Source organism: Halapricum hydrolyticum, assembly GCF_025517535.1.
In the GTDB taxonomy this organism is placed as follows: Archaea; Halobacteriota; Halobacteria; order Halobacteriales; family Haloarculaceae; genus Halapricum; species Halapricum hydrolyticum.
In genome coordinates this window covers 397799-422190 of record NZ_JAOPKC010000001.1, presented here as the reverse complement: position 1 = coordinate 422190, position 24392 = coordinate 397799, and the positions used below count along the sequence as shown (strand labels likewise).

General features: G+C 61.1%; 38 protein-coding genes and 1 tRNA gene. 28 read left to right on the top strand and 11 right to left on the bottom strand.

Translation table 11 applies throughout. The features are described 5' to 3' along the window. Positions 1 to 231: 231 nt before the first annotated feature. Together OB916_RS02235 and OB916_RS02230 are read left to right on the top strand one after the other, a co-directional pair. A complete protein-coding gene (locus tag OB916_RS02235) occupies positions 232 to 528 on the top strand; it encodes a MarR family transcriptional regulator (RefSeq protein WP_315907643.1) in 297 nt (98 codons plus the stop codon). A 4-nt stretch (positions 529 to 532) separates the two neighbouring features. Next, positions 533 to 829 (top strand): replication-relaxation family protein, encoded by a 297-nt coding sequence (locus OB916_RS02230; RefSeq protein ID WP_315907642.1) that lies wholly within the window; start codon positions 533 to 535, stop codon positions 827 to 829. Here the strand turns inward: OB916_RS02230 and OB916_RS02225 are convergent, their stop codons facing one another. After that, positions 830 to 1018: a hypothetical protein gene (locus tag OB916_RS02225; RefSeq protein WP_315907641.1), complete on the bottom strand. Its 189-nt coding sequence runs from the start codon at positions 1016 to 1018 to the stop codon at positions 830 to 832. Positions 1019 to 1269: 251 nt separating this feature from the next. Between OB916_RS02225 and OB916_RS02220 the strand changes: the two genes are divergently transcribed. Beyond that, complete coding sequence (locus OB916_RS02220) at positions 1270 to 2031, top strand: type II toxin-antitoxin system HicB family antitoxin (protein ID WP_315907640.1); 762 nt, start codon at positions 1270 to 1272, stop codon at positions 2029 to 2031. Positions 2032 to 2046: 15 nt separating this feature from the next. Then, positions 2047 to 2307, top strand: a complete 261-nt coding sequence (locus tag OB916_RS02215) for a type II toxin-antitoxin system HicA family toxin (protein ID WP_315907803.1) — start codon at positions 2047 to 2049, stop codon at positions 2305 to 2307. Positions 2308 to 2394: 87 nt separating this feature from the next. On the opposite strand, the gene OB916_RS02210 is transcribed toward OB916_RS02215, so the two are convergent. Next, positions 2395 to 3051, bottom strand: a complete 657-nt coding sequence (locus tag OB916_RS02210; protein ID WP_315907639.1) for a recombinase family protein — start codon at positions 3049 to 3051, stop codon at positions 2395 to 2397. 486 nt (positions 3052 to 3537) lie between these two features. Here OB916_RS02210 and OB916_RS02205 point away from each other — a divergent pair, with 486 nt between their 5' ends. The 3 genes from OB916_RS02205 to OB916_RS02195 all read left to right on the top strand — a co-directional run bounded on the left by OB916_RS02205 (position 3538) and on the right by OB916_RS02195 (position 5769). Next, a complete protein-coding gene (locus OB916_RS02205; RefSeq protein ID WP_315907638.1) occupies positions 3538 to 4098 on the top strand; it encodes a hypothetical protein in 561 nt (186 codons plus the stop codon). Positions 4099 to 4581: 483 nt separating this feature from the next. After that, the gene (locus OB916_RS02200) at positions 4582 to 5118 is read left to right on the top strand and encodes a hypothetical protein (RefSeq protein WP_315907637.1); all 537 of its coding nucleotides are present in this window, start codon (positions 4582 to 4584) and stop codon (positions 5116 to 5118) included. A gap of 150 nt (positions 5119 to 5268) precedes the next feature. Further along, positions 5269 to 5769 carry a hypothetical protein gene (locus tag OB916_RS02195; protein WP_315907636.1) on the top strand — a complete coding sequence of 167 codons (501 nt, stop codon included), beginning with the start codon at positions 5269 to 5271 and terminating at the stop codon, positions 5767 to 5769. A 54-nt stretch (positions 5770 to 5823) separates the two neighbouring features. Here OB916_RS02195 and OB916_RS02190 read toward each other — a convergent pair whose 3' ends face one another. Beyond that, a complete protein-coding gene (locus OB916_RS02190; RefSeq protein ID WP_315907635.1) occupies positions 5824 to 6057 on the bottom strand; it encodes a hypothetical protein in 234 nt (77 codons plus the stop codon). A gap of 129 nt (positions 6058 to 6186) precedes the next feature. Between OB916_RS02190 and OB916_RS02185 the strand changes: the two genes are divergently transcribed. From OB916_RS02185 to OB916_RS02160, 6 genes are read left to right on the top strand one after another with little or no spacing between them, the layout of a single operon-like run. Next, complete coding sequence (locus OB916_RS02185; RefSeq protein ID WP_315907634.1) at positions 6187 to 7302, top strand: hypothetical protein; 1116 nt, start codon at positions 6187 to 6189, stop codon at positions 7300 to 7302. Next, entirely contained in the window at positions 7299 to 7964 is a 666-nt protein-coding gene (locus OB916_RS02180) for a hypothetical protein (protein ID WP_315907633.1), read from the top strand. Before OB916_RS02185 ends, OB916_RS02180 begins: the two co-directional genes overlap by 4 nt. Before the next feature lies 1 nt (position 7965). Then, on the top strand, positions 7966 to 8487 hold the full coding sequence (locus OB916_RS02175) for a hypothetical protein (protein ID WP_315907632.1): 522 nt from the start codon (positions 7966 to 7968) through the stop codon (positions 8485 to 8487). Beyond that, complete coding sequence (locus tag OB916_RS02170; protein WP_315907631.1) at positions 8487 to 9083, top strand: hypothetical protein; 597 nt, start codon at positions 8487 to 8489, stop codon at positions 9081 to 9083. Before OB916_RS02175 ends, OB916_RS02170 begins: the two co-directional genes overlap by 1 nt. Next, positions 9080 to 9859, top strand: coding sequence for an ATP-binding protein (locus OB916_RS02165; protein ID WP_315907630.1), 780 nt, complete (start codon positions 9080 to 9082; stop codon positions 9857 to 9859). Before OB916_RS02170 ends, OB916_RS02165 begins: the two co-directional genes overlap by 4 nt. Next, a complete protein-coding gene (locus OB916_RS02160; RefSeq protein ID WP_315907629.1) occupies positions 9859 to 10014 on the top strand; it encodes a hypothetical protein in 156 nt (51 codons plus the stop codon). Before OB916_RS02165 ends, OB916_RS02160 begins: the two co-directional genes overlap by 1 nt. Before the next feature lie 36 nt (positions 10015 to 10050). On the opposite strand, the gene OB916_RS02155 is transcribed toward OB916_RS02160, so the two are convergent. Continuing rightward, complete coding sequence (locus OB916_RS02155; protein ID WP_315907628.1) at positions 10051 to 10482, bottom strand: hypothetical protein; 432 nt, start codon at positions 10480 to 10482, stop codon at positions 10051 to 10053. Between the two features lie 154 nt (positions 10483 to 10636). On the opposite strand from OB916_RS02155, the gene OB916_RS02150 reads away from it, so the two are divergent. Genes OB916_RS02150 through OB916_RS02105 form a run of 10 tightly spaced genes read left to right on the top strand, consistent with a single transcriptional unit; the run spans position 10637 to position 15001 of the window. After that, the gene (locus OB916_RS02150) at positions 10637 to 10939 is read left to right on the top strand and encodes a hypothetical protein (protein ID WP_315907627.1); all 303 of its coding nucleotides are present in this window, start codon (positions 10637 to 10639) and stop codon (positions 10937 to 10939) included. 2 nt (positions 10940 to 10941) lie between these two features. Continuing rightward, positions 10942 to 11418: a hypothetical protein gene (locus OB916_RS02145; protein ID WP_315907626.1), complete on the top strand. Its 477-nt coding sequence runs from the start codon at positions 10942 to 10944 to the stop codon at positions 11416 to 11418. Positions 11419 to 11420: 2 nt separating this feature from the next. Beyond that, positions 11421 to 12149, top strand: a complete 729-nt coding sequence (locus OB916_RS02140) for a hypothetical protein (protein ID WP_315907625.1) — start codon at positions 11421 to 11423, stop codon at positions 12147 to 12149. A gap of 1 nt (position 12150) precedes the next feature. Then, on the top strand, positions 12151 to 12375 hold the full coding sequence (locus OB916_RS02135; protein ID WP_315907624.1) for a hypothetical protein: 225 nt from the start codon (positions 12151 to 12153) through the stop codon (positions 12373 to 12375). After that, entirely contained in the window at positions 12368 to 12835 is a 468-nt protein-coding gene (locus tag OB916_RS02130; protein WP_315907623.1) for a hypothetical protein, read from the top strand. The genes OB916_RS02135 and OB916_RS02130 overlap by 8 nt, the downstream gene beginning before the upstream one ends. A gap of 2 nt (positions 12836 to 12837) precedes the next feature. Then, complete coding sequence (locus tag OB916_RS02125; RefSeq protein WP_315907622.1) at positions 12838 to 13917, top strand: hypothetical protein; 1080 nt, start codon at positions 12838 to 12840, stop codon at positions 13915 to 13917. Then, positions 13914 to 14099 carry a hypothetical protein gene (locus OB916_RS02120; RefSeq protein WP_315907621.1) on the top strand — a complete coding sequence of 62 codons (186 nt, stop codon included), beginning with the start codon at positions 13914 to 13916 and terminating at the stop codon, positions 14097 to 14099. The genes OB916_RS02125 and OB916_RS02120 overlap by 4 nt, the downstream gene beginning before the upstream one ends. Next, complete coding sequence (locus OB916_RS02115; RefSeq protein WP_315907620.1) at positions 14099 to 14473, top strand: hypothetical protein; 375 nt, start codon at positions 14099 to 14101, stop codon at positions 14471 to 14473. Before OB916_RS02120 ends, OB916_RS02115 begins: the two co-directional genes overlap by 1 nt. Position 14474: 1 nt before the next feature. Then, on the top strand, positions 14475 to 14693 hold the full coding sequence (locus tag OB916_RS02110) for a hypothetical protein (protein WP_315907619.1): 219 nt from the start codon (positions 14475 to 14477) through the stop codon (positions 14691 to 14693). Next, positions 14690 to 15001, top strand: a complete 312-nt coding sequence (locus OB916_RS02105; protein ID WP_315907618.1) for a hypothetical protein — start codon at positions 14690 to 14692, stop codon at positions 14999 to 15001. The genes OB916_RS02110 and OB916_RS02105 overlap by 4 nt, the downstream gene beginning before the upstream one ends. Positions 15002 to 15116: 115 nt before the next feature. Here OB916_RS02105 and OB916_RS02100 read toward each other — a convergent pair whose 3' ends face one another. Continuing rightward, positions 15117 to 15761: a DUF3267 domain-containing protein gene (locus tag OB916_RS02100; RefSeq protein ID WP_315907617.1), complete on the bottom strand. Its 645-nt coding sequence runs from the start codon at positions 15759 to 15761 to the stop codon at positions 15117 to 15119. Between the two features lie 162 nt (positions 15762 to 15923). Further along, positions 15924 to 16343 (bottom strand): CopG family ribbon-helix-helix protein, encoded by a 420-nt coding sequence (locus OB916_RS02095; RefSeq protein ID WP_315907616.1) that lies wholly within the window; start codon positions 16341 to 16343, stop codon positions 15924 to 15926. 91 nt (positions 16344 to 16434) lie between these two features. Here OB916_RS02095 and OB916_RS02090 point away from each other — a divergent pair, with 91 nt between their 5' ends. Then, the gene (locus tag OB916_RS02090; RefSeq protein WP_315907615.1) at positions 16435 to 16620 is read left to right on the top strand and encodes a hypothetical protein; all 186 of its coding nucleotides are present in this window, start codon (positions 16435 to 16437) and stop codon (positions 16618 to 16620) included. Positions 16621 to 16640: 20 nt separating this feature from the next. Here the strand turns inward: OB916_RS02090 and OB916_RS02085 are convergent, their stop codons facing one another. Together OB916_RS02085 and OB916_RS02080 are read right to left on the bottom strand one after the other, a co-directional pair. Further along, a complete protein-coding gene (locus OB916_RS02085; RefSeq protein ID WP_315907614.1) occupies positions 16641 to 17204 on the bottom strand; it encodes an SWIM zinc finger family protein in 564 nt (187 codons plus the stop codon). A 168-nt stretch (positions 17205 to 17372) separates the two neighbouring features. Next, positions 17373 to 17445: transfer RNA gene (locus tag OB916_RS02080), tRNA-Pro, on the bottom strand. A gap of 73 nt (positions 17446 to 17518) precedes the next feature. On the opposite strand from OB916_RS02080, the gene OB916_RS02075 reads away from it, so the two are divergent. Beyond that, a complete protein-coding gene (locus tag OB916_RS02075) occupies positions 17519 to 18298 on the top strand; it encodes a sugar phosphate isomerase/epimerase family protein (protein WP_315907613.1) in 780 nt (259 codons plus the stop codon). Between the two features lie 24 nt (positions 18299 to 18322). Here the strand turns inward: OB916_RS02075 and trmY are convergent, their stop codons facing one another. Together trmY and OB916_RS02065 are read right to left on the bottom strand one after the other, a co-directional pair. After that, positions 18323 to 18916, bottom strand: a complete 594-nt coding sequence (gene trmY / locus OB916_RS02070; protein ID WP_315907612.1) for a tRNA (pseudouridine(54)-N(1))-methyltransferase TrmY — start codon at positions 18914 to 18916, stop codon at positions 18323 to 18325. Positions 18917 to 19004: 88 nt separating this feature from the next. Further along, positions 19005 to 19709 carry a TOBE domain-containing protein gene (locus tag OB916_RS02065; protein ID WP_315907611.1) on the bottom strand — a complete coding sequence of 235 codons (705 nt, stop codon included), beginning with the start codon at positions 19707 to 19709 and terminating at the stop codon, positions 19005 to 19007. 64 nt (positions 19710 to 19773) lie between these two features. On the opposite strand from OB916_RS02065, the gene OB916_RS02060 reads away from it, so the two are divergent. The 3 genes from OB916_RS02060 to OB916_RS02050 are packed head-to-tail and all read left to right on the top strand — an operon-like array spanning position 19774 to position 22546. Beyond that, positions 19774 to 20697 carry an extracellular solute-binding protein gene (locus tag OB916_RS02060; protein WP_390884002.1) on the top strand — a complete coding sequence of 308 codons (924 nt, stop codon included), beginning with the start codon at positions 19774 to 19776 and terminating at the stop codon, positions 20695 to 20697. Continuing rightward, positions 20694 to 21509, top strand: a complete 816-nt coding sequence (locus tag OB916_RS02055; protein ID WP_315907609.1) for an ABC transporter permease — start codon at positions 20694 to 20696, stop codon at positions 21507 to 21509. The genes OB916_RS02060 and OB916_RS02055 overlap by 4 nt, the downstream gene beginning before the upstream one ends. Then, positions 21506 to 22546, top strand: a complete 1041-nt coding sequence (locus OB916_RS02050) for an ABC transporter ATP-binding protein (RefSeq protein ID WP_315907608.1) — start codon at positions 21506 to 21508, stop codon at positions 22544 to 22546. Before OB916_RS02055 ends, OB916_RS02050 begins: the two co-directional genes overlap by 4 nt. A 43-nt stretch (positions 22547 to 22589) precedes the next feature. On the opposite strand, the gene OB916_RS02045 is transcribed toward OB916_RS02050, so the two are convergent. Then, positions 22590 to 24290 carry a methyl-accepting chemotaxis protein gene (locus OB916_RS02045; RefSeq protein WP_315907607.1) on the bottom strand — a complete coding sequence of 567 codons (1701 nt, stop codon included), beginning with the start codon at positions 24288 to 24290 and terminating at the stop codon, positions 22590 to 22592. Positions 24291 to 24392 lie beyond the last annotated feature (102 nt).

Here is a 24392-nt window from a genome sequence, read left to right as displayed (position 1 = left end):
TCCGACGGAACCACCTTTTCGGGCCGGCGCTAGGACGCTGGCCCGACTTCAACAACCGACGAGAGTCATCTGCGAGCGAGTCGGTGGCTCCGCATGTCGTCCATGCACCGGACATGTTATAGATGTTATGGTCACCTAAGGAAATACCCTATCTCCACATGAATGCTATATTGCTGGCATTAACGTGCGGAGAGCGCATTGATGATGGTAATGAGAAGGTCCGGCGCGTGGATGACGATCTGGGATGACCGAATCTTAGAGGTGGCCAGGGACCGGGATTCAGTGTCGCCGAAAGAACTCGAAGAAACAGGCTACTTCAGAATCTCCCGGCAGCAAATTTCTCGCCGGCTAAGCAAACTGAAAGATCACGGCCTCCTTCAACACCTCGGGAACGGGGTCTATATCATTACTGAGCGGGGCGAACGGTATCTCGCTGGAGAAATCAGTACTTATGAAGACGAACCCGACGAAATCCGAGACACTTCGGAGTCTCCAAACGGAGTGGGCGAGCCTGGAAACGCGGGGTGATCGAATGGATCGCCAAAGTGCTCACTGGATGAAGCGGGAAGACGAGCGTATCCTGGAGTTTCTGGAAGAAGAAGGACTCTCGACAGCGTCACTCATCTCTCGCGAGGTTTTCGAGAGCGTGTCGATGGGCCACGTTCGCGAGCGGTTGCATATGCTCGCTGGTGCGGAGCTCGTAGGTTCGCTGACCACTGACCGGACTCACTGGGAGCTCACCCAAGCGGGACAGCGGTATCTTGACGGCGATCTCGACGCGGAGAATCAGCCCCGCCCTCGACTGGGTCGGGTGCTGCGGAACGACTGACTACTCGTCGTCTGAAATGCCGACCAAAATCAATACAAATAGGATTTGGACGGCAGCTAGGACCGAGACAACTTGCGGGTCCAAGGTTTGAAGCATTTCAGCATTAGCGCCAATTGAGTAGATGGCCAGATACCAGCTCGGGAATGATACAGCCAATACAATCGCGGCATCTCGGTAGAAGCTACTCATGGGTAAGCGTCTCTATTGCCACTCCAAAATTTCTATCGGAGAGGCGGCGATCTCGACGCGGAGAATCAGCCCCAGCCGAGACTTAATCGTGCTCTTCGAAACGATCAGCGTCAGTTGGAAGACAGCGTACAAGCGGACACCGTTTGAGGCACCTGATGATATCGCAGATTAGCTCAGATACTAAGTCGGGGCAAAAACACTCTCATACAAGTATATATGTATCCAGTATCCATTATGAGGTAGACACTGGAATGCGGAACGAGGAGATCCTCACGCTCTCGCTGCTATATACGCGCAACCGAGAAGCAGTTGAGGGTGCAACTCGCTTCCAGAAGCTCGTATTTCTCGCGCAGAAGGAGGGGAAATTTGCTGACGTATTTGAGTTTGAACCGTATAAATACGGCCCATATTCAAGTGGACTGGACGCGACAGTACGCGGATTAGAAGCTCGGGGACTCGTGAAAACCGAGACTGAGAGGAACACGTATGGGAAAGAGCGTACGATCTATAGGCTCACGACGGATGGGATTGCAAGAATCCGTGAAGAAATTAGGGAAAAGGATCTCGATGAAGTGCTTGACGCGGCAGAAGGAATCAAAGCCGATTACAACGACTGGGGGACTGAACGGTTATTAAAGTACGTTTATAACAAATACGAGGAGTACACAACCGCCACTGAACTTGATCTTGACCGTCTCTTCGATCCCGATGCGTCGATTTTCGAAGAAACAGTGGCTCGCAGCTCTGACTCAAGTAATTTCCGGCCGTACATCGAAGAATACGAAGTTTCGCGGAACACGGATGGTACGTGGACTGCACGCGATCCTGTTCAGGAATTCACTGCACTTGGTGAAAGTCAGAAAGATGCGATCAACAAACTTGGAGAGGTAATCGCCACAGCCCACGGCGATGCCGGTGAGTCTGTCACAGATAAGAGTCTTAAGGAGTGGGGGATTGATCCTGATGAGGTAAATGAGACTAATTCTGGAACGTTGCCTGATTTTATGACCTGACTGGTGAGAGACGAGATGGTGTCGTATGATTACTCGGGGCGGGATGTGGTTAAAGCGATGGTCAATTCCAGTGTGAGCTGGGTTCCGGAGAGGCAAACCGGAAGTCATATGATTTTGAAGTGGGAGCCACCAGATGACCATCGGGAGTCGGAGCCGCGTACAGTTAGTATCCCAAATCATAACTCAATACCCCGAGGAACACTTAAGGGAATTAGCGAGGACGCCGGTGCGGACGACCTCGATAAGTTTTGTATGTGGATAGAATCCAATCTCTAAATCCAGTTTGTCGACTCAAGAGTGCTTGCCATCATAGCGGTTGAAACTACGAGCGCTCCTAGCCAAAGGTTGTCAAATGACTAACTCTTATAGTCCGTAAAGTTCAGCCCGTTCAACAGCGCGATTGATAGTCGCAGTACCACAGTCGAGACGGCGAGCGGCTTCGCGGGTTCCGATCTCATCTTTGATCTTCAATTCGAGAACGCTGACCACATCATGGTAGTTGTCGGCCTCGATCAGCTCCCCATTGTCTTTCTCAAATCCGAGGGGGGCAGGCCCATGATGGTAATCGTCCCGCTGCTGCCGGGCAGCGATCCCATCTTTCGTGCGCTGTTGGGCCATATTCGCTTCGAGCTCAGCGAATACTCCGAGCAACTGAAACAAAGCAGTCTGGTACGGATCACTTTCTCCTGGTCGGAGGGTCAGACCTTCATTGAGGATGTGGAGCTCGACGCCGTAGTCTTCAAGACGGGAAGCCGTGCGCTCCAAGTCGGAAATGGATCGGCAGATGCGTGAGATACTGAGTACTACGACGGCGTCGAGATGGCCGGCTTCGGCGTCGGCCATCATTTCCTGATAGCCCGAGCGTTCAACGTTTGTGCCTGTGCTCTTGTCCTGATATCGGTGAACGTTAGCGAGGTCTGCGCCGATCGTCGACTGTGCGTACTCCGCAGTCTGTGTCACTTGTCGTTCGAGGCTTTGATCTTCGGTACTGACTCGACAATAGCAGGCCACAGTTGACATAGATATGGGACGGTAGGGGCAGTATATAAATGTCCGAAATTATGGGACGTGTATCGGGAACGGTGGTTTGTGGGACGGTTGCCCCCAAGTTTGTAGGAGTTTCCGATAATAGTGCAGAACGGAATGACAATCCACGCATCAGAGAATGACGGGGCGATTACACTAACTATAGACGGACGGCACCGATCTCTGAAATTGGAGGACGCTAAGGATCTTCTGGAGGATTTGGAAGAAGCTATTCAGACTGCAGAAGAAGATTAGAACTGACCCTGGCCGAAACTGGGTCGAGAACCAGACACTGTTTCCAATCTTAGTTTCACGAACTCCTATAAGAACCGGCTGATAGGTCGTAAGATATGCAGGGAACAATCCGAATTAGCACGTATGGTTATTGAGCAGATCGCGTAAGAAGGTTTTACCCAGAACAATTAACGGACATGTCTGATTGGGGCGGGTTATAAATCCTATCGGGACTTTTTTCGGGATATGGTCAATGATAATACTTTCTCTGTTCTTCTTCAGGTGGTGGCGTTGTTTCTCCCAGCTTGGGCGATTATGGTGCAAATTTTTGCCCGACTGATGGAGGACTCAGATATTGATGAGAATCCCAGCCTGATTCCATTCTTTGGGGTTGGGCTCGCCTTAACCATCGTTTCAATCTGGCTGTTCGGACGTGCGGTCATCGGTGCCGCCCTTTCTCACATGATACAGCAGGCCGAAGCCAATGAGGCCAACCAACTCCTCTTTGAGGGATTACTTGACGCTATTCAAGGTGAGCTTGCATTCACTTTCCTTGGTCTAGTTGTGCTCATTATCGCGGGGATTCGGTACTTCAAACAGTGGAACGGGGCCCACGTTCTAGGAGTCGTCCTCTTCAGCATCTTCGCCATGAAGCTTGGAATAGAGTATGGTTCGATCGTCACCGTCGCTGCGATTCTTTTCATCCTCATCATTGCCGATCTCCTGTTCTGCTGGACATTCTGGCCCGGCCTCCGGGAACAACTTAGGAAGCGTGAACCGTTTCTTGATCGGCTGATGAAGGGCTGAATCATAGAAGACAAGAAACTACTCACATGGGTTATGCTAAATCAAATGCAATGTTGCCAGCGTCTCGGTTATTAGGTGATTTTGGTATATGAAACAGGTAGCTGTCCCCAATAAAGATACTCACCCGACTAACATTTATACTACGCGGAAAACAACAACCTGTAAACAATGCCACTTTGCCCAGCCTGCAAAGAAGACACAACTCTCACAACAGCAAAGAAATCGAAAAAAGGCCTGATCTGCGACGAATGTGGCCAAGAATTCTAAAATAAATCATGCCCCTCTGTCCAGACTGCAAAGGCGAAGCATTGACAGTGAGTACCGAATTTGACAAAGATAAACCTCGTACGTGCGACGAGTGTGGGAGAACCTTCTAAATCTTGTTATGCCTCTCTGTTCCGAATGCAAAGACGATACCGATATCCGGACCGTCGCTAATAGCGAAGAACCTCGGATCTGCGATGAATGTGGTAAAGAGTTCTAATGACAAAGGACGAGGAGGATCTCAGTGAAGAACTAAGAAAAAGAAATGGTGGCGATAACCCTTCTCAAATCGCTTTAGAGGAAGCACGGCTTCGGTTCCAAGAGGAATCCGAACGTCGAAACTCGGTCGAATCCAAGATGGGAACGATCCTGACTGTGGACGCGATCATCGTCTCCGTAGTCGGCCTTTTCGAGAACCTCACTTTCCTACTCATTGGAGCGATGGCGGTCGCTCTCATTTCGGTCATAATCGGTATTCATGGGTTAAGAGTACGGGACTATCATACACCAGGGAAAGACATTGACGACTACCTCCAATACATCGATGACACCCCTCAACCAATCCGACGAAAATTGATGATTGCGTATATGACCTCAATCTCCGGCAACGAACACACCGATGACCCAGAGAAATTCTTCAAAGGAAACCGGACAAAGAACGACGAAAAATATCGAAACCTACGTCTCTGTCAGTACCTTACTCTCGCATCTCTTGGACTGATACTACTTCACTCCGCTCTAACACTTTTCTGTTAAATATTTGTCGAAATGCTGTTCTCGGCTGCAGACCAGCAATCCGTTATTTGAGAAATACGTAGTCTGTCTCTACAGATCAGGAGATCGCCCGAGTCTGGGAGTAGAACTGGGCGACCCAGCTGATTTATAGTTGCATTATGATGTCAAAATATGGATGAAGAACACTGGGCACAAGTACTTGATGAGGTATATACACTAGGCGGAAGTGCTGAATATCCGAGCGAGGAAACAGAGGGAGAATTGGACTCAGATATTGACTTATCTCAAAGACTAGATTTGGATGTCGATGCGGTCCAAGACGCGGTAGAGACGCTTTGTGAGCGCCGCTTGGCGACAGAAAACACTCTGGGTTTAGGTGATAACGAAACCCACAGATACAGTGTTACACTGAAATCCGACGGATTCCAATTGGGTCACGACAGAGATCAAGCGCAGCGAGATCGCGCCAGTAATCGGGCTGTTACTCTCCTCACATTTGTCCTCGCCATAGTTGGAATGTCACAGGCTACCGCGCTCACTGCGCAAGTGTCCGGTACCGTAACAGGATTAATGGCCCTTATAGTCTGGGTGGGGGCATTATTAATACTATTTTTCACTTACTTGGGCCTCCTCAAAGCTGGTAATCTGGACTTCAGGGACTTGGAGAAGTGATCAAGGGCGATTTCTCTACCACGTTTGTGGCTGGGAACAGAACCGAACCAGAACTCACTCGAAAAGATCGTGGTCCCCGAGAGAGATGGTCAGACAGCCGGTCTTGGGATCGTAGGCTCGCTGAAGACGATCGCCCTGCTCGATCTCGTAGTGCTGGACGAGCCGGCGCGGGATCGCGACGTAGGCGGTGCCGCCCCAGTTCTGAACGGACGCCGACCCTTCGGGACTCAGCGCGTCGGAGTCAATCATCGCGGCCTGAACACGACGTTGTGCGTCTGCCTGGCTCATCACGCCAATGTAGCCCCGTTTCCCATATCAATGTCCCAAGTGCTGGCAGGCTGGCCCCCCAGTCAGTCCCCCAGAGATTGGGGAACCTGCGACCGAGGGATAAGAGCGTAGACTGTCCTGCCTGCTGTGATGAGTCCAACAGTAGAGTTTGGGTCAAAGGACGCTGCCGACGTTGCTCGCGAGCAGTGGGGCGAGTACCTTTGTCCCGACGACGATCGTCGACTCAAGACCGTTCGGTTCGTCGAGGACGTCCCCGATCGCGTCATCGAGCGCGCCGAGCTCGAGGCCGCCGACTCGCGTGACGAACGAGCCAGCGGGCCCGGCCAGGCGGAGCTGACCGATCACGAGAAAGACCGGCTCGACTTCTCGAAGGGGCGGGCAAACGTCCCCTGGGCCCAGTCGATCAAAGCGATCGCGCAAGACGCGGGCGTCGACGACTGGACGGCCCACGTCGACCCGACGCTGACCGTCGACGAGCACCGCGAGGTGATGGAGCAGGCCGCTCGCGAGGATCAGGGCCAGCGGATGAACGCCGAGGACAGCGCCATCGAGAAGGCCGGGCGCGCGTCCAGGGCGGCACAGGCCAACGAGTGCGACCACGCTCGGGGCCACTGTAGGCACGGCGACCCGCAAGCCTGCGAGTTCCTGACCGAGACGTGCGGCTATGATCACGACGAGGTCGACGACCTCCTCGCGGACACCGATCGTCGTGACGACGAGCCCGAACAAGAGACCCTGTCCGGCAAACAGGCCGGCGCATACTCGCGCGCCCTCGGCGGGTATCGCGGGGCGATCGCGTCGCTGCGGGAGCTACTCGACGCCGTCCGCAAGCAGCGCCGGCACGCGGAACAGGCATGGTCCGCGATGGCGGCGATCCGTCGCGAGACTGGCGAAGACGTCGAGGAGCCGCGCGAACTGCATAGACTGCTCAACTCTCTCACCGAGATCCCCGACGAACACCGACTTTCGACGCTGCACGAGCACATCGACGAGGGGCCGGAGCAGGGCGATGTCGTCGAGTTTGATGATCAGCAGGCGCTCGGCGGTGGCCGGGCGAACGATCAGGCCCGACTCGCGGGCGGCGAGCAGGGCGAACGCGGTCAGGGCGAAGTTGAGGACGTCGTCGAGGAGAATCCCGGCGGGATGCTGGCCGACGAGCGCGAGGAAGCAGCCAGCAGCGGAAGCACCGAGCAGCAGATACCTGACGAGTTTGCCGTCGCCGAAGGCGGCCAACACACACTATGAGCGACACGCAACCCTGCCCGATCGACGGGTGCGACTACCGTGGAACAGTCAAGGGTCTCAAGGGCCACTTGGGGGCCCAGCCGGACCATCCAAACTGGAACGACCTCGACGACCAGGTCAAGGCCGACCTCCAATCAGGGGACGGCGAGACCTCGAACGAGGGTCACGACCAGGGCGAAACGGACCCCGCAGAGGGGGGCGACGACCCTGGTAGCGACCCCGACGGCTCCGACGACCACCCGGAACAGGACGGAGACCAGGATGAACCAGGTCAGACCAACCAGAACGACCACCCCGACGACGACCCCGATATGCCTACCTCTGAAGACCTCGAACGCCAGCGCCAGCAGTACGACCCCGACGACCACCCTCAAAATGGGGCCGATGACGACGGTACTGAACCCACGAAAACAGACCTTTCGACCTCCTCAAGGTCTGGATCCGGTGGTATCCCGATCCCGGTGAGCACGACGACCCTCGCGATGGGCGTCGCGACCGTGCTGATGCTGGCCCTGCTGTACGCCTACGTGAGCGACGACAGCGGCGCGAGCGCCCCCGCAGAGACAGTCAGCGAAACCGACGACGCAACGGACCAGGACGTCAAGGACTCGCTCGACGAGGCGAGCGAGACTGGTCTCGTCGACGCTGAGGGGGACTGGTAAGATGTCCGACGACGATCCTGACGACGTCGGGGAGGACGTCGAGAAGGACGTTGCCGAAGACGTCGAGGAAGACGTCGACGAGGAACAGCCGGAGATCGACGACGAGGAAATGGCGGACTTTTCGGCGGTCGCCGAGGAGATCGAGGCTGAGGCAGGGGCCGACGCCGCCGAGCAGGACGAGCACGACGACCAGGACGGCAGCACCGACGTCGACGACCGGGGCGATCGCGTCTCTGCCGGCGATGTCTACTGTAACGCGCTCGGGATGGGCGCGGCGGTCGCGCGAGCGTCCTACGGGTCTGCCGACGCCGACGACCGGAGCGAGCTCGTCGAGGAGTACGGCGACGTGGCTCGTGATCTCCAGATTGACGAGTACGTCGACGAGTGGCTCGAAGAACAGGGCGGGATCGACGAACTCTCGCCGGGCCAGGCGATCCTGCTCTCGACGGTCATGTTCGGCGGCATGGTCGCGATGGATGACCCCGACATGGTCGACGGGATCGCTGCGGAGGTGAGCGCTTGATGGTCTCGAATCCGCTCAACGGCGCGCGGCAGAAGATGGCTGAGAAGGCGATGAGTCAGGTCACGCCGTCCGAAACGGCGGTCGCGCAGGCCGTCGTCGGGACGCTGACCGGCTACGAGATGCAACAGACGCAAGCGCTCGTCGAGCTGAACGACGCCGCAGACGTCGACGTCGATCTCGAATATGATCGCGAGCGACGCGCCCAAACGCTGCTGTCACTCGCCGACGCGGTCGCCGACCGGGACGTCAGGGGCTGGTGGTTCCGAACGATCGGGCCGGAACTGATGGATCAACCGGAGAAGGCCCAGCAGTACGTCGGTCTCGACGCCGACGAGTACCGCGAGACTCTCGAAGACTGGTACCGGCAGTACTACGAGCGCGGAGTAGTCGACACCTCTCTCGACGAGGCCGACCGGGAACGGATCGGATGGATCGCCGAAAACCACGTCCAAACGGTTTTCGACCTCTCGCTGCGGGAGTTCCTCGAGCTGGTCGTCAACTGGGACCGGGGCGAACAGATACAGCCGGTGCTCGGCGGGCCGATCGAGCGCAACAACGCCGTGATCCGACAGGTCGCCGAGGAGATCGACGAATGACACACGCACTCATCGCCGCAAAAAGCGGCTGGGGAAAGTCCTGGTTCAGCCAGTGGTGGACGGAGGACAACCTCGACAACTATCCGATCGTCGTCGTGCTTGACCGTCGCGACGAGTTTCGCGGGCTTGTGAAAGCGGGCATGGCGAGCTGGGGCGTCATCGGCGATCAAGAGGCGTCGGTCACAGTCGCCGGCTGGCGACAGATGCTCGTCGAGAACGGTCGGACAGTCCTCGCTCGGCACCAGTTGAACGGCGATCGCTGGAAAGACGTCGTCGCGAAGATCGTCCGGGCGGCGATGCAGATCGACCAAGACGTCCTGGTCGTCATCGACGAGGCGCACAAAGTCGCACCCCAGTCGGGCGGATATCCCGACGCGATTGAGGACCTCGCGACGGAAGGCCGGGGCCAGGTCGCGAGCCTGTGGGTCACGCAGCGGCTCGCGAAACTCGACGAGGACCCGATCGGCGAGATGATGATCTACATGCTCGGCGGGTTCCAGAGTGACGCCGATCTGAGGAAAGTCGACGGGAACGTTGGCTATCCGTCCGACGTCCACAAGGTCAACGGCGCTCCCGTCCACGGCCTCCCCGACGATCTCCACGCCGACGACGGCCCGATCCCCGTCCGGAAGTTCACCGAAGACGGGAGCACAGTCGGCAGCGAGTGGATATACAGCGACGACGACGGGAACAGACGGCGGATCAACACGAAAACCCTCTCGATGGAATCGACACACTACGGACCAGACTCGCTTACCCTCTCGATCCCAGGATAATGGCAACCGAACGAGAAGACATCACGCTACGCGGCGGACAGGCCCGAAAGTTTCGGGACATCAAGGAGTCGCTGGAGGAAGACATCGGGTATGAGGTCACGCGCAACCGGGTGATTTCCCACCTGCTCGAACACTACGACGGGCCACACTGGTAGTTATGTGTTGCTGGTATTCGATGGTTTTGTACTGAGTTAGTCTACTATTCCGATGCCAAATCGAGCGTCTGTAATGGCGAGATCGCGCGAGATGATTCCTGAAAACTCCATTTTATAATCCATACCATCGGCAACTATGAGCGGGGACATGGTGGAGAAAACGAGAAGCGACCCGTCATTGTGGACAGTCGTGCCACCAAGCTGGGTGCGATTTCCGTTGTACGTGTATCCGAATCGGAGCTCATCACCATCTGAAAGAGGCTCGCCCTGCGGTTCAGCAACCCCGGCGGTGAGGAAGATAAAGTAAATCTTGGATTCCTGTAGCGTGGTAATCGTTAGCTTGTCATTCGAGACGTCGGGTGTCACGGAGCTTATTTCATCATGCGTAACAGTGTCGAATGTGATCGTGGTCGCCGAACCATCAGAGAGCGTTGTCTCCTGGTCCTGTGAGATGACTGTCTGCTGCATGCTGCCGCCACGTCGCATTTCTTGGGTCATACAGCCTCATCTCACTGGTCGGCGACAATAGAGAGCCGCGCGGCAGCGTCCGTCAGCGTCCGTCAATCGGGGCTGTCTGCCGCGCGGCCCTATACAATCGAAGACTTGCGAGGGTCTGGATGTAATGTCTGTGGCAACCGACATGACCGACAGCATGGACGTGCTCGCCGATCCCGACATGTGGGAGACGGCGGCCGCGACCGCTGGCGGCTACGTGGCGTCCAGTATCGCGCAGAACATGATCGACGGACGGACTGGCTTCGACGTGCCGAACGAGGCATATGGTCTCGCCGTCGCTGGCGTCGGATACGGCTACTCTCCGATGTACCGGCGCGAGATCGCGACGGGCGGGCTGATCTACACAGTCGACGCCCTCGCGCAGCGCTTCGACGTCAAGCAGTCCGTGACGAACCTCGGAGGTAACTGAAGATGTCGAAACAGCTATCCAACATCGCGAGCGAGGCGACCGAGCGCACGAACACGACGGGCGTGATGACGCCCATTCTGGAACTTCAGCCTGACGACGGGCTGATGTGGGTCATCAAAAACGCGGTCGAGCGAGGCCAGCAGGCCCAGGGGATCCCGATCTACGCCGACCTGAAAGACGGGTCCGGCAACGATCTCCCAGCGGATACCCGCATGGCGATCCAGTTCGAGAGTCCGAACGATGATGACGCGCAGACGGTCAGCGAACCGAAGACCAACATCCGGGCGTACCGGACGCTCTCGATCCAGGACCAGCAGAACGAGGAATACATCGACCAGGTGAAGCACATCCTCAAAGGCTCGCAGTTGCGAGTCGATGACGTCGACAAGATGTACATCTCGGTCGACTCCTCGGTACAAGTCGACTGGTCGCAGGGGACTCGGGTCACGATCGCCGAGAGCGCCGTCAAGGAGGTGTAGACATGTCAGCGGCACCGCCCGAGGAGGAGGTCTTCGCTCGGCTCGATCGCGTCGAGTCGGCGAACAAGCGGCTCGAAGTGTCGGACTTCGATCAGCAGGCCAACACGCCGGGCGAACTGTCGAAAGTCCTGAGCTACAAGGCCGAGCGACCGCTGTTCGTGCGGCCCGGCGTCGGCGTCGATCTCCATTTCGTCGTGCATGAGGAACTCACAACGGACGGCAGCGGTACCCAGCAGACGTTCAACCTGCTGAACAACCTGATCGACAGCGCCCCGGTGGGTGATGACTTCCTGCTCTATTCCGGAGCGTCGGAAGCGTCGGCAGATTCGGTCGATTACGATAACGATTCGTTCACGTACACTGATGGCGGATCGATCGAGACGCTGCACGCCTACTACGTCAGCGACGCGCAGGCGAAGGTCGAGGTCCGGAAGTCGGCCCCAAAGCGGTATTTCGACATCATCGACGAACGGGACGCGGGCATGGCGAACCTACGCGACCAGAACCGCGATCCGATCACGTTCAGCTACGAGGATCCCGTGACCGGGCTGATCCCGAAAGACTGGTCGCTCGAAATCTATATCGACGCGCCGTACATCGTCCAGTGGGACGATGAGGATGACCCGGGAGCGGAGGCCGTGAACGCGCTGGTCTCGATCCCGATCCGGCGCTCGCGTGAGAACGTGATGGGTCTCGAAGACGTCGTCATCAACCACATCGGAGGGTCTTGAGATGGGCGGCCTGGTCGACTACTCCGATCAGGCCGAGCCACAGGACGGACGGTACTACGCGGTGGACGTCGGCCCGACCGCGCCGACGTCGACGCCGTCCCGGTCGCATCTGGATTCCTTTTTCGAGGGGTCGCAGTGGACACGCGAGGACGTGATGGTCGTCGCTGCGAGTATCCAGATCGTGATGTGGCTCGCCCTGCTGTACGTGGAGGTGAAGTATGCCTGAGCACATCGAGCGAGCGCTCGCGCCGTACTTCGAGGAGGGCGAGCGAGGTCTCTGGACGCAGCTCGTCGAGGATCAGACCGACGCGCTTCTGGTCGCGGTCCTGATCGAGTTGCAGGCTCTCAACGCCGAAGACAGTCCGTCGCGCCAGACGCCGGACATCCCGGCCCCGCGCTCCGGTGAGAACGAGGCCGAATACTACGCAGGCGAGATCGAGATCACGTCGGACGAACAGAGCGTCGACCTCGGTTTCAAGGCCGAGGACGTGCTGATCTACGGGGCCAGCGAACCGATCGAGATCGCCTTCAAAGACCCCGCGAAGTCGAATCGGGCGATCCCGCTCGGAACGAGTGACCTCCCGTACAACGTCGCACCGGAGACTGGCCTCGGGGCTGAGGAAATCTGGTATCGACTCGGAGACAGCGCCAGCGGGTCGACAACGGCCCAGTTGGTGGTGTTCTAACCATGAACGGGCAGAAACTACTCGAACGACTGCGGAAGTCGCCGGATCTGGACGCTGAGGCCATGCAGGGCACATTTAGCAAATACGGTTGGGACTACTCGACGGAGTTCCAACTCGAAAACGGCATTGTGACCGGCCCGGACGGGAACACGGTCGACGTGACGGTTGACGGCTCCGGCGGCAGTAGCACCGACTCGACGGACAGCACGGACTCGACGGATACCTCGGGGACGTCGGACAGTGGCGGCAGTACGTCGGTCTCGAAAGAGGAGGCGATCGAGCAACTGTCAGGGACGCTCGACGTGCCGACCGGCGCGACAGCCGGCGATGATCTCCCGATCTCGGGAACGATCACGAACAACTCCGAGCGGTCGCTGTCGCTGACCGCGCAAATCGACTGGGCACCTGACGATACCTCGCACGGTCGCGAGCTGGTGAGTCGTGGCGTCTCGATCAGTCCGGGCGAGTCGGTCACGCTGTCGGGGACGATCCGCGACGCCAAGGCAATGCAGAGCGCTAACATCTGGCTGAACGTCCTCGGCGGGCCGATGGGCCAGAGTAACATCAACATCGAGACCGAGACGCTGACCGTCCAGGCTGACAGTGGCCCGGATCGATCGGGTGGTTCTGGCGGGTCCAGCGGATCGACGGACTCGACGGACAGCACCGACACGTCGGGGACGTCGGACTCGACGACCTCGACGGACAGCACGGACTCGACAGACGCGAACAGCAACAGCACGATGAACGGTCAGAAACTCCTCGAACGGCTGCGAAAGTCGCCGGATCTGGACGCTGAGGCCATGCAGGGCACGTTTAGCCAGTACGGCTGGGACTACTCGACAGAATTCAGCCTGGAAAACGGGATCGTGACCGGCCCGGACGGGAACACGGTCGACGTGGCTGCCGAACCGACTGGTTCCGGCGGCTCCGGCGGCTCGACGGACAGCACGGACTCGACGGAGTCGACCGGCTCGACGGGGCCGGTCCCCGACGCACAAGAGCAGATCAAGGACGCGGCCCCATACGCGGCCCTCGCTGCCGGGGCCGCTGCCGTCCTGTACGGGGTGAGCAAGCGATGAGCGCCCCGCCTGAGTGGATCCAGCAGTACAGCCCGGACACCTACGGCGAGGATGATCCGGCGGACAACCCGTACACGCAGAACGCGATGGACGTCCAGCAGGCGAGAGAGAAGCGCGAGCAGATGAAGCTCGCGGGGGTGGTCGCCGGGCTGATCGTGCTCTACTGGGTGGTGAGCAGGTGATGGGCGGACTGATCGAGTGGTATCGGAAAGACTACCTCGGAGATCAGGCCGAAAAGTGGGATGAGCGGGCCGAGAGCCTGCCGCAACCGATCGGAGCACCGGCACAGGGGGCCGCCCTCCTGCTCGATACGGTCGACAGCCCCGACACGCCGAGCGAGATCAGCGACCACATGAGCGACGTCGAAAGCGATCTGAGGAACCCCGGACTCGACGGCGGGCATGATCTACCAGATCCGCCGGACGTGCCGGAATGGGGCGGCTGGATACTCGAAAACCTCGATAAAGTCGTGCTCGCGCTGATCGTGCTGTATCTCATCTCGACGCTCGGGCCGGGGCTGGCCGAGACAGCACAGGCGGCAGGAGGTGACAGCTAAGATGTCGGTGCTCCTCGACTGGATCGTGCCGATAGCGTCGACGGTGACGGCGACCGGCGCGATCGCGACGGCGGGGTACGCCCGGCGGATCGTGAGCGAGGTCGGGGACAACAAGGACCGATCGCTCCGCAACCGCGAGCTACTGACCGGCGACCCTGAAGCGCTCGACGGGCCGGTGATCGACCGACTTCGAGAGGTCGAGGAGCAGGTCGAGACATGATCGAGCGAGTCCGTTCGGGGATCGAGTGGCTTCGAGATGGCGCGATGGCGTCGAGCGAGGCCGAGAGCGACCGTGATGGCCTGTTATCGACGCGCCGCGAGTGGCACGCGCTGGTTGTCGGGCTCGCGGTCGGGATCGTCGCCGGCCTCACCCGGCGCTGGGAGCTGGCGGGCGTCGCGGTCGCGATCGTTCTCGGTGTCCGGCACGCGCCCGGTCGCCTGTCCCAACTCCGCCGGGAACCCTGGTACGCTCTCGGCGGTCTCGTGCTCGGGATCGTCGCGACGATTGGTGTGATGGTGCTCGTCTGAAAACGAGACCTTGTTGAAGCCCTCAATAGCTGATACGAATGGTGTGCAAGATACAGAGGGTATGCAGCATGGGTTCGACAAACTCTCAGCGACTGTGGATTTCAACGGAGACTCTTCAATCGGCGTCTTTTGGGAGGGCATATTCGCTCTTTATTCCTTCTCCATTATCGAAATTCGCGTATTTCGTCCCCCGTGGCATTCTAGCGACTTTTATTGAGTTATAGATGTCACTGCATGACGGGATAGAGTTGATTGCAAACATTGCAGCCGCTGTCCCGGCAACAATCCCATCGCTGCTCAGCATAATCGATCCCGCGAAAGCGCTTAATAGAATGAATGGGGCAAGGAATCCGGCAATGTTCTCGCCTCTTGTGAGGCCCGTGCCATAGGGCATGATTCCGGGACTTTTCAGACCAAGGCGCTCAGTCCAGATAAACTCTGGTTCAGAACCGTTCAGTAAAGCTACGACGTAGTGTATCGCTTCGTGGATCGCCACAATGGAAGCACCAGAGATGGCCACCCACCCCACCACTACAAACAAAGCGGTTGCGAGGTATAGTAGTGGATAATTGGCTATCCCTGTTGTTTGCCCAAAAGCCTGAATAAAGGAAATAAGAGTCGGAACAACGCCCTCTAGTTCCGGAGCCGTAATCGCAAGAACTGGAGGTGTAACTGCTACCGCAATGAGAATAGTATACCTATCATCAACTTCATACCTCTTTGGGTTTGAGTATCCGTCTGGCGGCCAGTGCTCAGACATCCTAATTCACTTCTAGTTTTCAGTTGAGGGTGGTTAGAATTTCGGGAAGAATTGGTGACAGTTCCAGAGAGATTCGATTGGCCGATTCGCGCTTTCTATTCAGCACGACCGTTGAAACCTATCACTTGTTGAGGTTTTCAACAAAGCGGAAAAGGGTGTGTCTCAGTTCTTCCAGCCGGCGATGTGGTAGGACGTCGCGCCGAAGACGTTGCTCTGTCGCGTCAGATAGCCGCGCTTGTGCAGCGGTCGGAGTACCATCGGTCTCGTCTCCTTCTTCGAGATCCCGAGCACGGTCGCGAGGATCGACGTCGCCGTATCCTCGCGGATGACGCCGTCCTGGTTCGCAACCGCACAGAGCCGGTGGTAGGCGGTCGCGAGCCGGTCGTCATCATTCGGTGGCTGTCGGGGCGTCTCGTACTCCTGACCCCCGCTGACAGCCGCGCGCATGTGCTGGCGGATCGCTTCGCTCCGGTTGGTGTCGCGATCGTCGCACCACTGATCGAACTCGTCGACGAGGTCGGCGTCGACGCGGACTTTTACCTGTTTTTTACGCTGGCTCTCGTCGTGGATCTGCTTACTCATCGCGACCACCCCCCGATGGGTACACAGATCGACCGTTGTGTACACAGGACTGATCGCCAGATTGCGTCGGGGTACCCCCCGGATTTGCAACGTGGGTACCACACCCCCCACGGGGGTCAAAACCGGCCTTCGCGCGCCCTCGCGCCCTTCCGCGTGCGCGACGCGGCGACGGGAACGGGTCGGCAGCGCCCTCGACGAGCGCGTGCTGCTGGGCGCGGAGGTCGAGTCGCATCAGCGTGACCAGCGACTCGGGGAGCTGCTCGCCGATCGCGTCTGATCGAGCGACGGGGCCGCGACTCATCGCTCTCCCTCCAACTTCCCGCGGGCTCGTCGCAGCAGGTTCCCGACTGTGCCGGGCGAGCGCCTGGTCGAGCGGGCGAACGCCCGAACGCCGACGTCGGCGCGCTCACAGGCGAGATAGGCGTCGAGTTCGGCGGCAGTCAGCGCATCGTAGTCAGTGCGACCGTCCAGCTCAAGCCATGCAGGCGGCTGCTCATACTCGCGCCCAGTATCGAGGTGACTGACCACGATCTCGCCGATGGACCAGCGCCACCAGAGGCTCGCGACATGGGCACACCAGCCGTCGTGGTACTGGTAGCCGGCACAGTCGCACTCGGCGAGCAGCGTGTTGCCCTTCAGCGCAAAGGTCACTCTGTGCCGGTCTTCGCCGTCGCTCAGCGCGACGAGACGCTCGGCGTCGGTGATCGGGCCGCCCTGGTCGGTCGCCGTCTGTGCGCGCTCCCAGGCCGTCGAGAGCGCCCAGTCCTCGGGCATGGACAGCGTCGACGGGCCACCGATCCGATCGTCGAGGTCGTCGACGGGCTGCCAGCTGGGCACGGCAGAACGACTCAAGGCCGGCACACCCCCTCGTCGAGCGCGGGACACCGCTGGAACGGCTCTTCGATGTAGCCGCCACAGTAGTTACAGATCGGCGGTTCGCGGCCCTGAGACGGCTCAGTAGCCACGAAACTCACCTCCAGAATGGTGGGGAAAGTGTCGGAATACCCTGGAAAAAGGGTATATACGTAGTGGGCCGGCGCAGATTCGAACTGCGGTTACGGCCACCCGAAGGCCGAAGGATACCAAGCTACCCCACCGGCCCGCACGTGGACGAAGGGGGGTGGACCCTTTAACGATTGCGAAAGGTGCTTGACGCGGGGCCGCCTGACCCGGGTATGACGCTGGAACTCGGCTTCGTCACGCAGACGACGATGCACTACACGGACGCGTTCCCGGCCGCAACCGCGATGGACGTCGACTACGTCGAACTGCTGCTCGACGGCCACCACGAACGGACCGTGCTCGATACGGACGCAGTCGCCGACACCGCCACCGACCAGGACCTCGATCTGGCCGTCCACCTCCCGTTTGCCTTCGACGTAGGCTCGCCGTACGAACAAGTCCGCGAGGGCGCGATTCGCGAACTTTCCGCCGCGCTGGAGACAGCGACCGCCATCGATGCCCGGAAGGCAGTCGTCCACGCGAGCAGCGACGCCTGGGGCCCTGCCTGGGAGGCCGACCCCGTCGAGGACGCGATCGTCGACGCGCTCGCGGAGCTACAGGTCGTCGCCGCCGAGTACGGGATCGAACTCTGCGTCGAGAACGTCCCCGGCGAGTGGTTCGGGCTCGCGGAGTTCCCCCGACTGTTCGAGGAGACCGACGTCTCGATGACCTTCGACACGGGCCACGCGTACGTCGAGGGCTACGACGCGGCCGAGCAGGCAGCGTTCGTCGCCGACCACGCCGACCGGATCAGTCACGTCCACGTCAACGACGTCCGCACCCAGACCGACGATCACGTCCCGATCGGCTCGGGCGTTCTCGATTTCGGCCGGATCCTTCGACCGCTGGAGACGGCGACGCTCTCGGCGGAAGTGTTCACGCCCTCCTACGAGTACGTCGCCACGAGCCTGAACAACCTCCGACGCCAGGTCGACGCCCTCGAGGATCCGTAGGAACCGGTGTCGGTCGCCGTAGAGTCAGTACTCCGTGTAGCCGTCGGTATCGAGCCAGTTGTGCGCCACGGAGATCGCGTGGTCGGCGTGCAGCGGACGCGGCCCCAGTCGGATCCGAGTGTCGGCCTGCTCTGCCAGCAGTTCGGCTTCGTCGTCAGTGAACTCGCGGTGGTCCGAGAGGACGAACACCGGATCCGTCGGCAGGGGCACGTCGACCGCGGGGTCGCCGTCCTCGTGGAGCTGGACGATCGTCCCCTCGCCCGCGAGTCGATCGAGCGTCGCCGCCAGTCCCATCCGATAGACTGCCACCCCGGGAGAGGGTTCGGCGGGCTGGTGACCGATCGCGTCCTCGCGGGCCCCGAGCGCCGAGCGGACGAGCGCGGCGATCGACCGCTCGTCGGGGTGGAGGTTTCTGACGGTCGCGCCGTCGACGCTGACGGTCACGTCGTCGATGACGAGGTGGGCGCGCACGTCCTCGCGGATGCCGTGACTCTCGAGTAGTGCGGCGTTGAGCGCGCGAGCGAGCAGGTCCATCCGGCCGGCTTCGCTGGCCAGCCCGTCCAGCGGGAAGTCGGCGGTCGCGGGCGCGTCGTGAGCGACGACGAGAAACTGACGCATGCCCGATTGAACCGCACGGAGTGCTTTTTGATTGTCGATCCGACGGCGCTGCTCGCCCTGAGACGGTCTCCGCTCCTCTCGAATGTCCTCACCGCGAGATCGCTCGGATCGTCGTCGCCTTCAGCGACGCGACGATCGGGTCGCCGGGCTCCAGATCGAGCAACTCGACGCTCCGGCGGGTCACGAGCGCAGTCAGCGGTCGCTCGGCACCGACGTCGACGGTGACTGTCGCGACCGCCTCCCCCAGCTCGACGTCGATCACAGTCCCAGAGAGGCGGTTGCGGGCGCTGGTTTCCCCGGCCATCGGTGCCGCGTCCGGCGCCTGCAGGGTCACCGCGTCGGCTCTGATCGACACCTGGACCGTCTCCGTGTCGGCCTCGACCAGCGCCCGGAGTTCGCCCGCGTCGGTCTCGACGACGCCGAGTTCGCCCGTCCGCTCGATGACGCGCCCCTGCAGAACCGTCTCGTCGGTTTCGGCAACGCCCGAGTACTCCGCACGCAGACGGTCGAATCGCGCCAGCAGCATCTCCGCCAGCTCGGTCAACTGACTCCCGCCGCCGCTGGCCCCGCCGCGCTGACGGTCGAGCAGCGGGCCGAACGCCGCTTCGAGGGTCGTGAGCCGCTTGTGCGCCCGGGAGTAGGACCGACCCAGCGACCCGGCGGCAGCGTTCAGCGATCCCGTCTCGGCGACAGCCCGAAGCAGCGCCGCGTCCCTGCCCTCGAACGCCACCCCGTCGGCGTACAGTCGCGCCTCGAAATCCGCACTCGGGGGGTCGTCGCCGTAACGACTCATGGCTAGGGGTTCGCCGGGGACCCCATAACGGTTATGTCCGGGTCAACGCAATCCCGATATGTCTATGACGAGACAACGGTCGCGCCGGGCCTTTCTCGGGGCAGTCGGCGGAGGCGGGCTGATCGGCCTCGCGGGCTGTCTGGGCGGCGACGAAACCGTCACCGTCCTCTCTGCCGGGAGCCTCGCGACCGCCTTCGAAGACCACGTCGGTCCCGCCTTCGAGTCGGAAACAGCGTTCTCGATCGAGGGCGAGTACTACGGCTCGAACGCGGTGATGGGCATGGTCACGGACGGCACTCGCAACCCGGACGTGGTCGTCAGCGCGGACGCGACCCTGCTGCGCGACCGACTCGTCGGCGACCACACCGACTGGGACCTCACCTTCGCGAGCAACAAACTCGGGCTGAGTTACGAGCCGGAGACGGTCTTCGGCGAGGCGTTGCAGGCTGGCCAGCCGTGGTACGAACTGCTCGCCGACGCCGCGGCGAGGACCGTCGCGATCAGCGACCCGGAAGTCGATCCGCTCGGATATCGGGCCTGGCAGGCGTTCGGTCTCGCCGAGCGCGAACACGGCCTCAACGGTTTCAGGGAAACGGTCTGGGACCGCGTCGCCAGAGAGCCCGAAGAGCCGCAGCTACTGGCCGGCGTCGAGAGCGGCGCGCGCGCTGGCGCGGTCGTCTATCACAACATGGCAGTCGACCACGACTTGCCGTTCGAGCCGTTCCCGCCCGCGTACAATTTCGCGGACCCGGATCGGAAAGACCACTACGCGAGCGCAAGCTACACCTTCGAGGACGGCACGACTGTCGAGGGCCGGCCGATCCTCTACAACGCGACAGTCCTCGATCGGGCGGACGCACCGGCGGCCGGCCGGCGACTCGTCACGTTTCTCGCCGAACACCCCGAGTTGCTGGAGACCGCCGGACTGGCCGTGCCCGAGAGTCTGCCGCGAGCCACCGGCACACCGCCGGAGGGGATTCCGACATGAGTGGCTACACCGGACGGCTACGGCGGGACAGCGGGCACTCGACGCTGCTCGTCCCGATACTGCTCGGTGGAGTGCTGATCGCGTACTTCGGCGTCCCGTTCGTGACGTTTCTCCTGCGAACGGGTCACGCCGACGTGCTCGCGGGATTGGCCGAACCGGGTGCACAGGCGGCGATCCGCCATTCGCTGCTGACGGCGACGATTGCGACAGTAGTGGCGACCGGGCTTGGCGTCCCGCTGGCGTACGTGCTGGCCCGTCGATCGTTCGCGGGCAAGCGTCTGCTTGAGGGGCTGGTCGTGTTGCCGCTGGTCTTGCCGCCGGTCGTGGCCGGGGCGATGATCCTGACGGCAGTCGGGCGGTTCACGCCGCTGGGATCGACACTCGCTGCTGTCGGCGTCTCACCGACGCAGAGCCTGTTCGGGGTCGTCCTCGCACAGACGTTCGTCGCCGCGCCGTTCGTCGTCGTGACGGCCCGGGCCGGCTTCGCGGCCGTCGACGAGCGCCTGGAGCGGGCGTCTCGGTCGCTGGGGTATACGCCGCTCGAGACGTTTCGCTACGTCGCGCTGCCGCTGGCGCGCGGAGCCGTGCTCGCGGGTGTGACGCTGACGTTCGCCCGGGCAATGGGCGAGTTCGGCGCGACGTACATGGTCGCCTCGAACCCCCGGACAATGCCGACGTACCTCTGGGTCGAGTTCATCAAGGGCGGCCTCGATTCGACCGTTCCGGTAGCGCTTGCGCTGCTCGCGGTCACGCTGCTGGTTCTGGGTGTCGTGCAGTGGTTCGGCCGGGTTCCGGCGGTGATCGACCGATGACGCTTGAAGTGGACGGCCTGACCCACAGATACGGGAACGAACCTGCACTCGAGGATGTCTCCTTCGAGATCGACGCCGGCGAGGTCGTCGGACTGCTCGGTCCGAGCGGCTGTGGCAAGACGACGACCGTCCAGGCGATCGCCGGACACGTCAGCCCGACCGAAGGACAGGTCCGCCTGCGCGGCCGGAACGTCACCACGGATCCACCGGAGACGCGGGACGTCGGCGTCGTCTTCCAGGAGTCGACGCTGTTTCCCCACATGACGGTCGGAGAGAACGTCGCGTACGGCCTCCGGCCGGCCGGATACGGCCCCGACGAGCGGGCGGCGATCGTCGACCGCTATCTCGAACTCGTCTCGCTGTCGGACCAGCGCGAGGCGATGCCGGCGGCGCTGTCCGGCGGACAGAAGCGGCGCGCGGAACTCGCGCGGGCGCTGGCCCCACAGCCGGAGGTCCTGTTGCTCGACGAGCCGCTGTCAGCGCTCGATCGGGGACTTCGCGACCGGCTGCGCGAGGAGATCGCACGGATCCAGCGCGAGACGGGCGTCACGACGCTGTACGTCACCCACGATCAGGAAACGGCGATGGCACTTGCCGATCGGCTCGTCGTCATGAACGACGGACAGGTCGCTGGCGTCGGACGGCCGCGAGAGTTATACGAGTCGCCGCCGACGCCGTTCGTGGCCTCGTTCCTCGGCCGATCGAGTCAGGTACCGGTCACGCCACCCGGCGATCCCGGGCTCACGTTGGCGGCGCGCGCGCTGGCCGGCGACGGCGGCGACCGTCCCGAGACAGACGTCACGTGCCTCGTCCGACCGGACGACGTCACGCTCGACGAGAACGGCGGGGCCGGCGAAGCGCACGCGCTGTCCGGCGACGTCGCCCGGGCTGTCGACATGGGAACTCACTACGAGGTGCGGGTCGAGCTGGACGCCGGGGGTGAACTGGCGGTCGAAACCCGCGCGGAACCGCCACAGGCGGGCGAGCGTGTCGTTGCTCGCGTCGATCGAGACGACTTGCTGCTGTTCGGAAACTGATCGTCTGAACCGGCGATCCCGTCAGTCAGAAGTTGTCCGACAGTCAATCGTCCGAACCGGCGACCTGCTGATTTGCGCCCGCCCGGCGAACGGCGTCCGTTTCGACCGTGAAGACCGCAAGCCGCTCGTCGAGCCCTGCCGCGTCGGTCGACAGCGCTTCGACGGCGTCGGTGACGGTCGCGATGGTCGCCGTCTGTTGCTGGGCGGCGGCCGCAGCGTCTTCGGCTTCGGCGGCCGTCTGCTCGCTGATAGAGGCGACCTCGTCGACGAGGTCAACGACCTCCGTCGCGGTCTCGGCCTGGTCGTCCGTCGCTGCACTGATCTCCTGGAGGCCACCGTCGATCTCCTCGACGAGCGAGACGATGTCCTCGAAGTCCCCGAGCGCTCCCTCGGCGGATCCGACGGTCTCGCCGACCTGGTCGGTCATCGCCTTGACGTCGTCGACGGTCGACTCCGAGGTCGCCTGAACGGCCTCGATGCGATCGGAGATGTCACCCGCCGCGTCGGCGGTCTCCTCGGCGAGGCTCTTGATCTCTTCGGCAACGACGCCGAATCCCTCGCCGGCTTCCCCGGCGCGGGCCGCCTCGATCGAGGCGTTGAGCGCGAGCATGTTCGTCTCGGCGGCGATCTCGTCGATGAACGAGACGATCTCGTCGATCTCGCGGACCTCCTCGGCCAGCTGCTCGACAGCGCCCGCCGTCTCGTCGATCCGGGCTTCCAGCGTGCGTAGCTCTTCGATCGCCTCGCTGACAGCAGCCTGTCCGGACTGGCCACGTTGGGCGGCTGCACTGGCCGTCTCGGCGACCTCGTCGGCGGAGGCAGCGATCTCCTCGACGGTCGCCGAGAGGTCGTTCATCGCCTCCGAGACCGTTCGGAGCTGTTCGGTCTGGTCGGCTGCTCCCTCGCTTATCTCCTGGATGGAGCGAGCCACCTCGTCACTCGCGTCGCTGATCTCCCGAACGCTCGCGTCGACCTCGTCGCTCGCGTCGTCGACGCTGCTCGCGAACGTGACGACTTCCGCAAGCGTTTTCGAAAGCGTCGTGACGAGCGCATTGTAGTTCTCGATCACGTCCCTGTAGGCGTCCTCTTCTAGCGACACGTCGTCCTCGTCGATCGTGGCGGTCAGGTCGCCATCACGCGCACGCTCCGCGGCCTCGCCGAACGCGGCGACGAGTTCATCGAGCCGATCGGACCGTCGTTCGAGTCGGTCGGTCATCTCCTGCAGGTCCCGGGTGTACTCGGTGAGACTCTCGTTCATCTCCTGTAGCGACGCGCCGAAGTCCCCGGGTACGTCCCGGTCGAGGATCTCGGCGTCGAACTCCTGGCGGGCCAGCGCGTCAGCCTGGTCCGCGACGACGCTCAGATACGCCTGCATCTCCGCGAACTCGTCGGTGAGATCGCCGAGTTCGTCGTCCTGATCGATGCGATCGACGTCCGTCGAGAAATCGCCCCCTGCGATCGCGTTCGCGTGTTCTTCGAGGCGTTCGATCGGCTCGATCATGTCCCAGCGCGTGATGATGACGGTGTTGATGAACGCCACGACAGCGACACCCAGGAAGACGACCGCCAGCCCGATCTGGACCAGACCACTGAAAAACAGCGAGATGAGAACCAGCATTACCGAAATCGAAAACTGGATTACGACAGCGGCCAGCACCTTTCGCTCGACCGACTGCGTGACGCCGATCTGGTCCATCACCCACCAGAGTGTATCTGTATACAGGTCGACGAGAGACGTTTTCATAGCCGAATCTGTCGTGGATTTTGAATATAGATATCGGCCCGTTTTCAAAAGTTGAAAATCAGGACGCTGTCAGTGTGCCTGATCTACCCCATCGACCGGGAT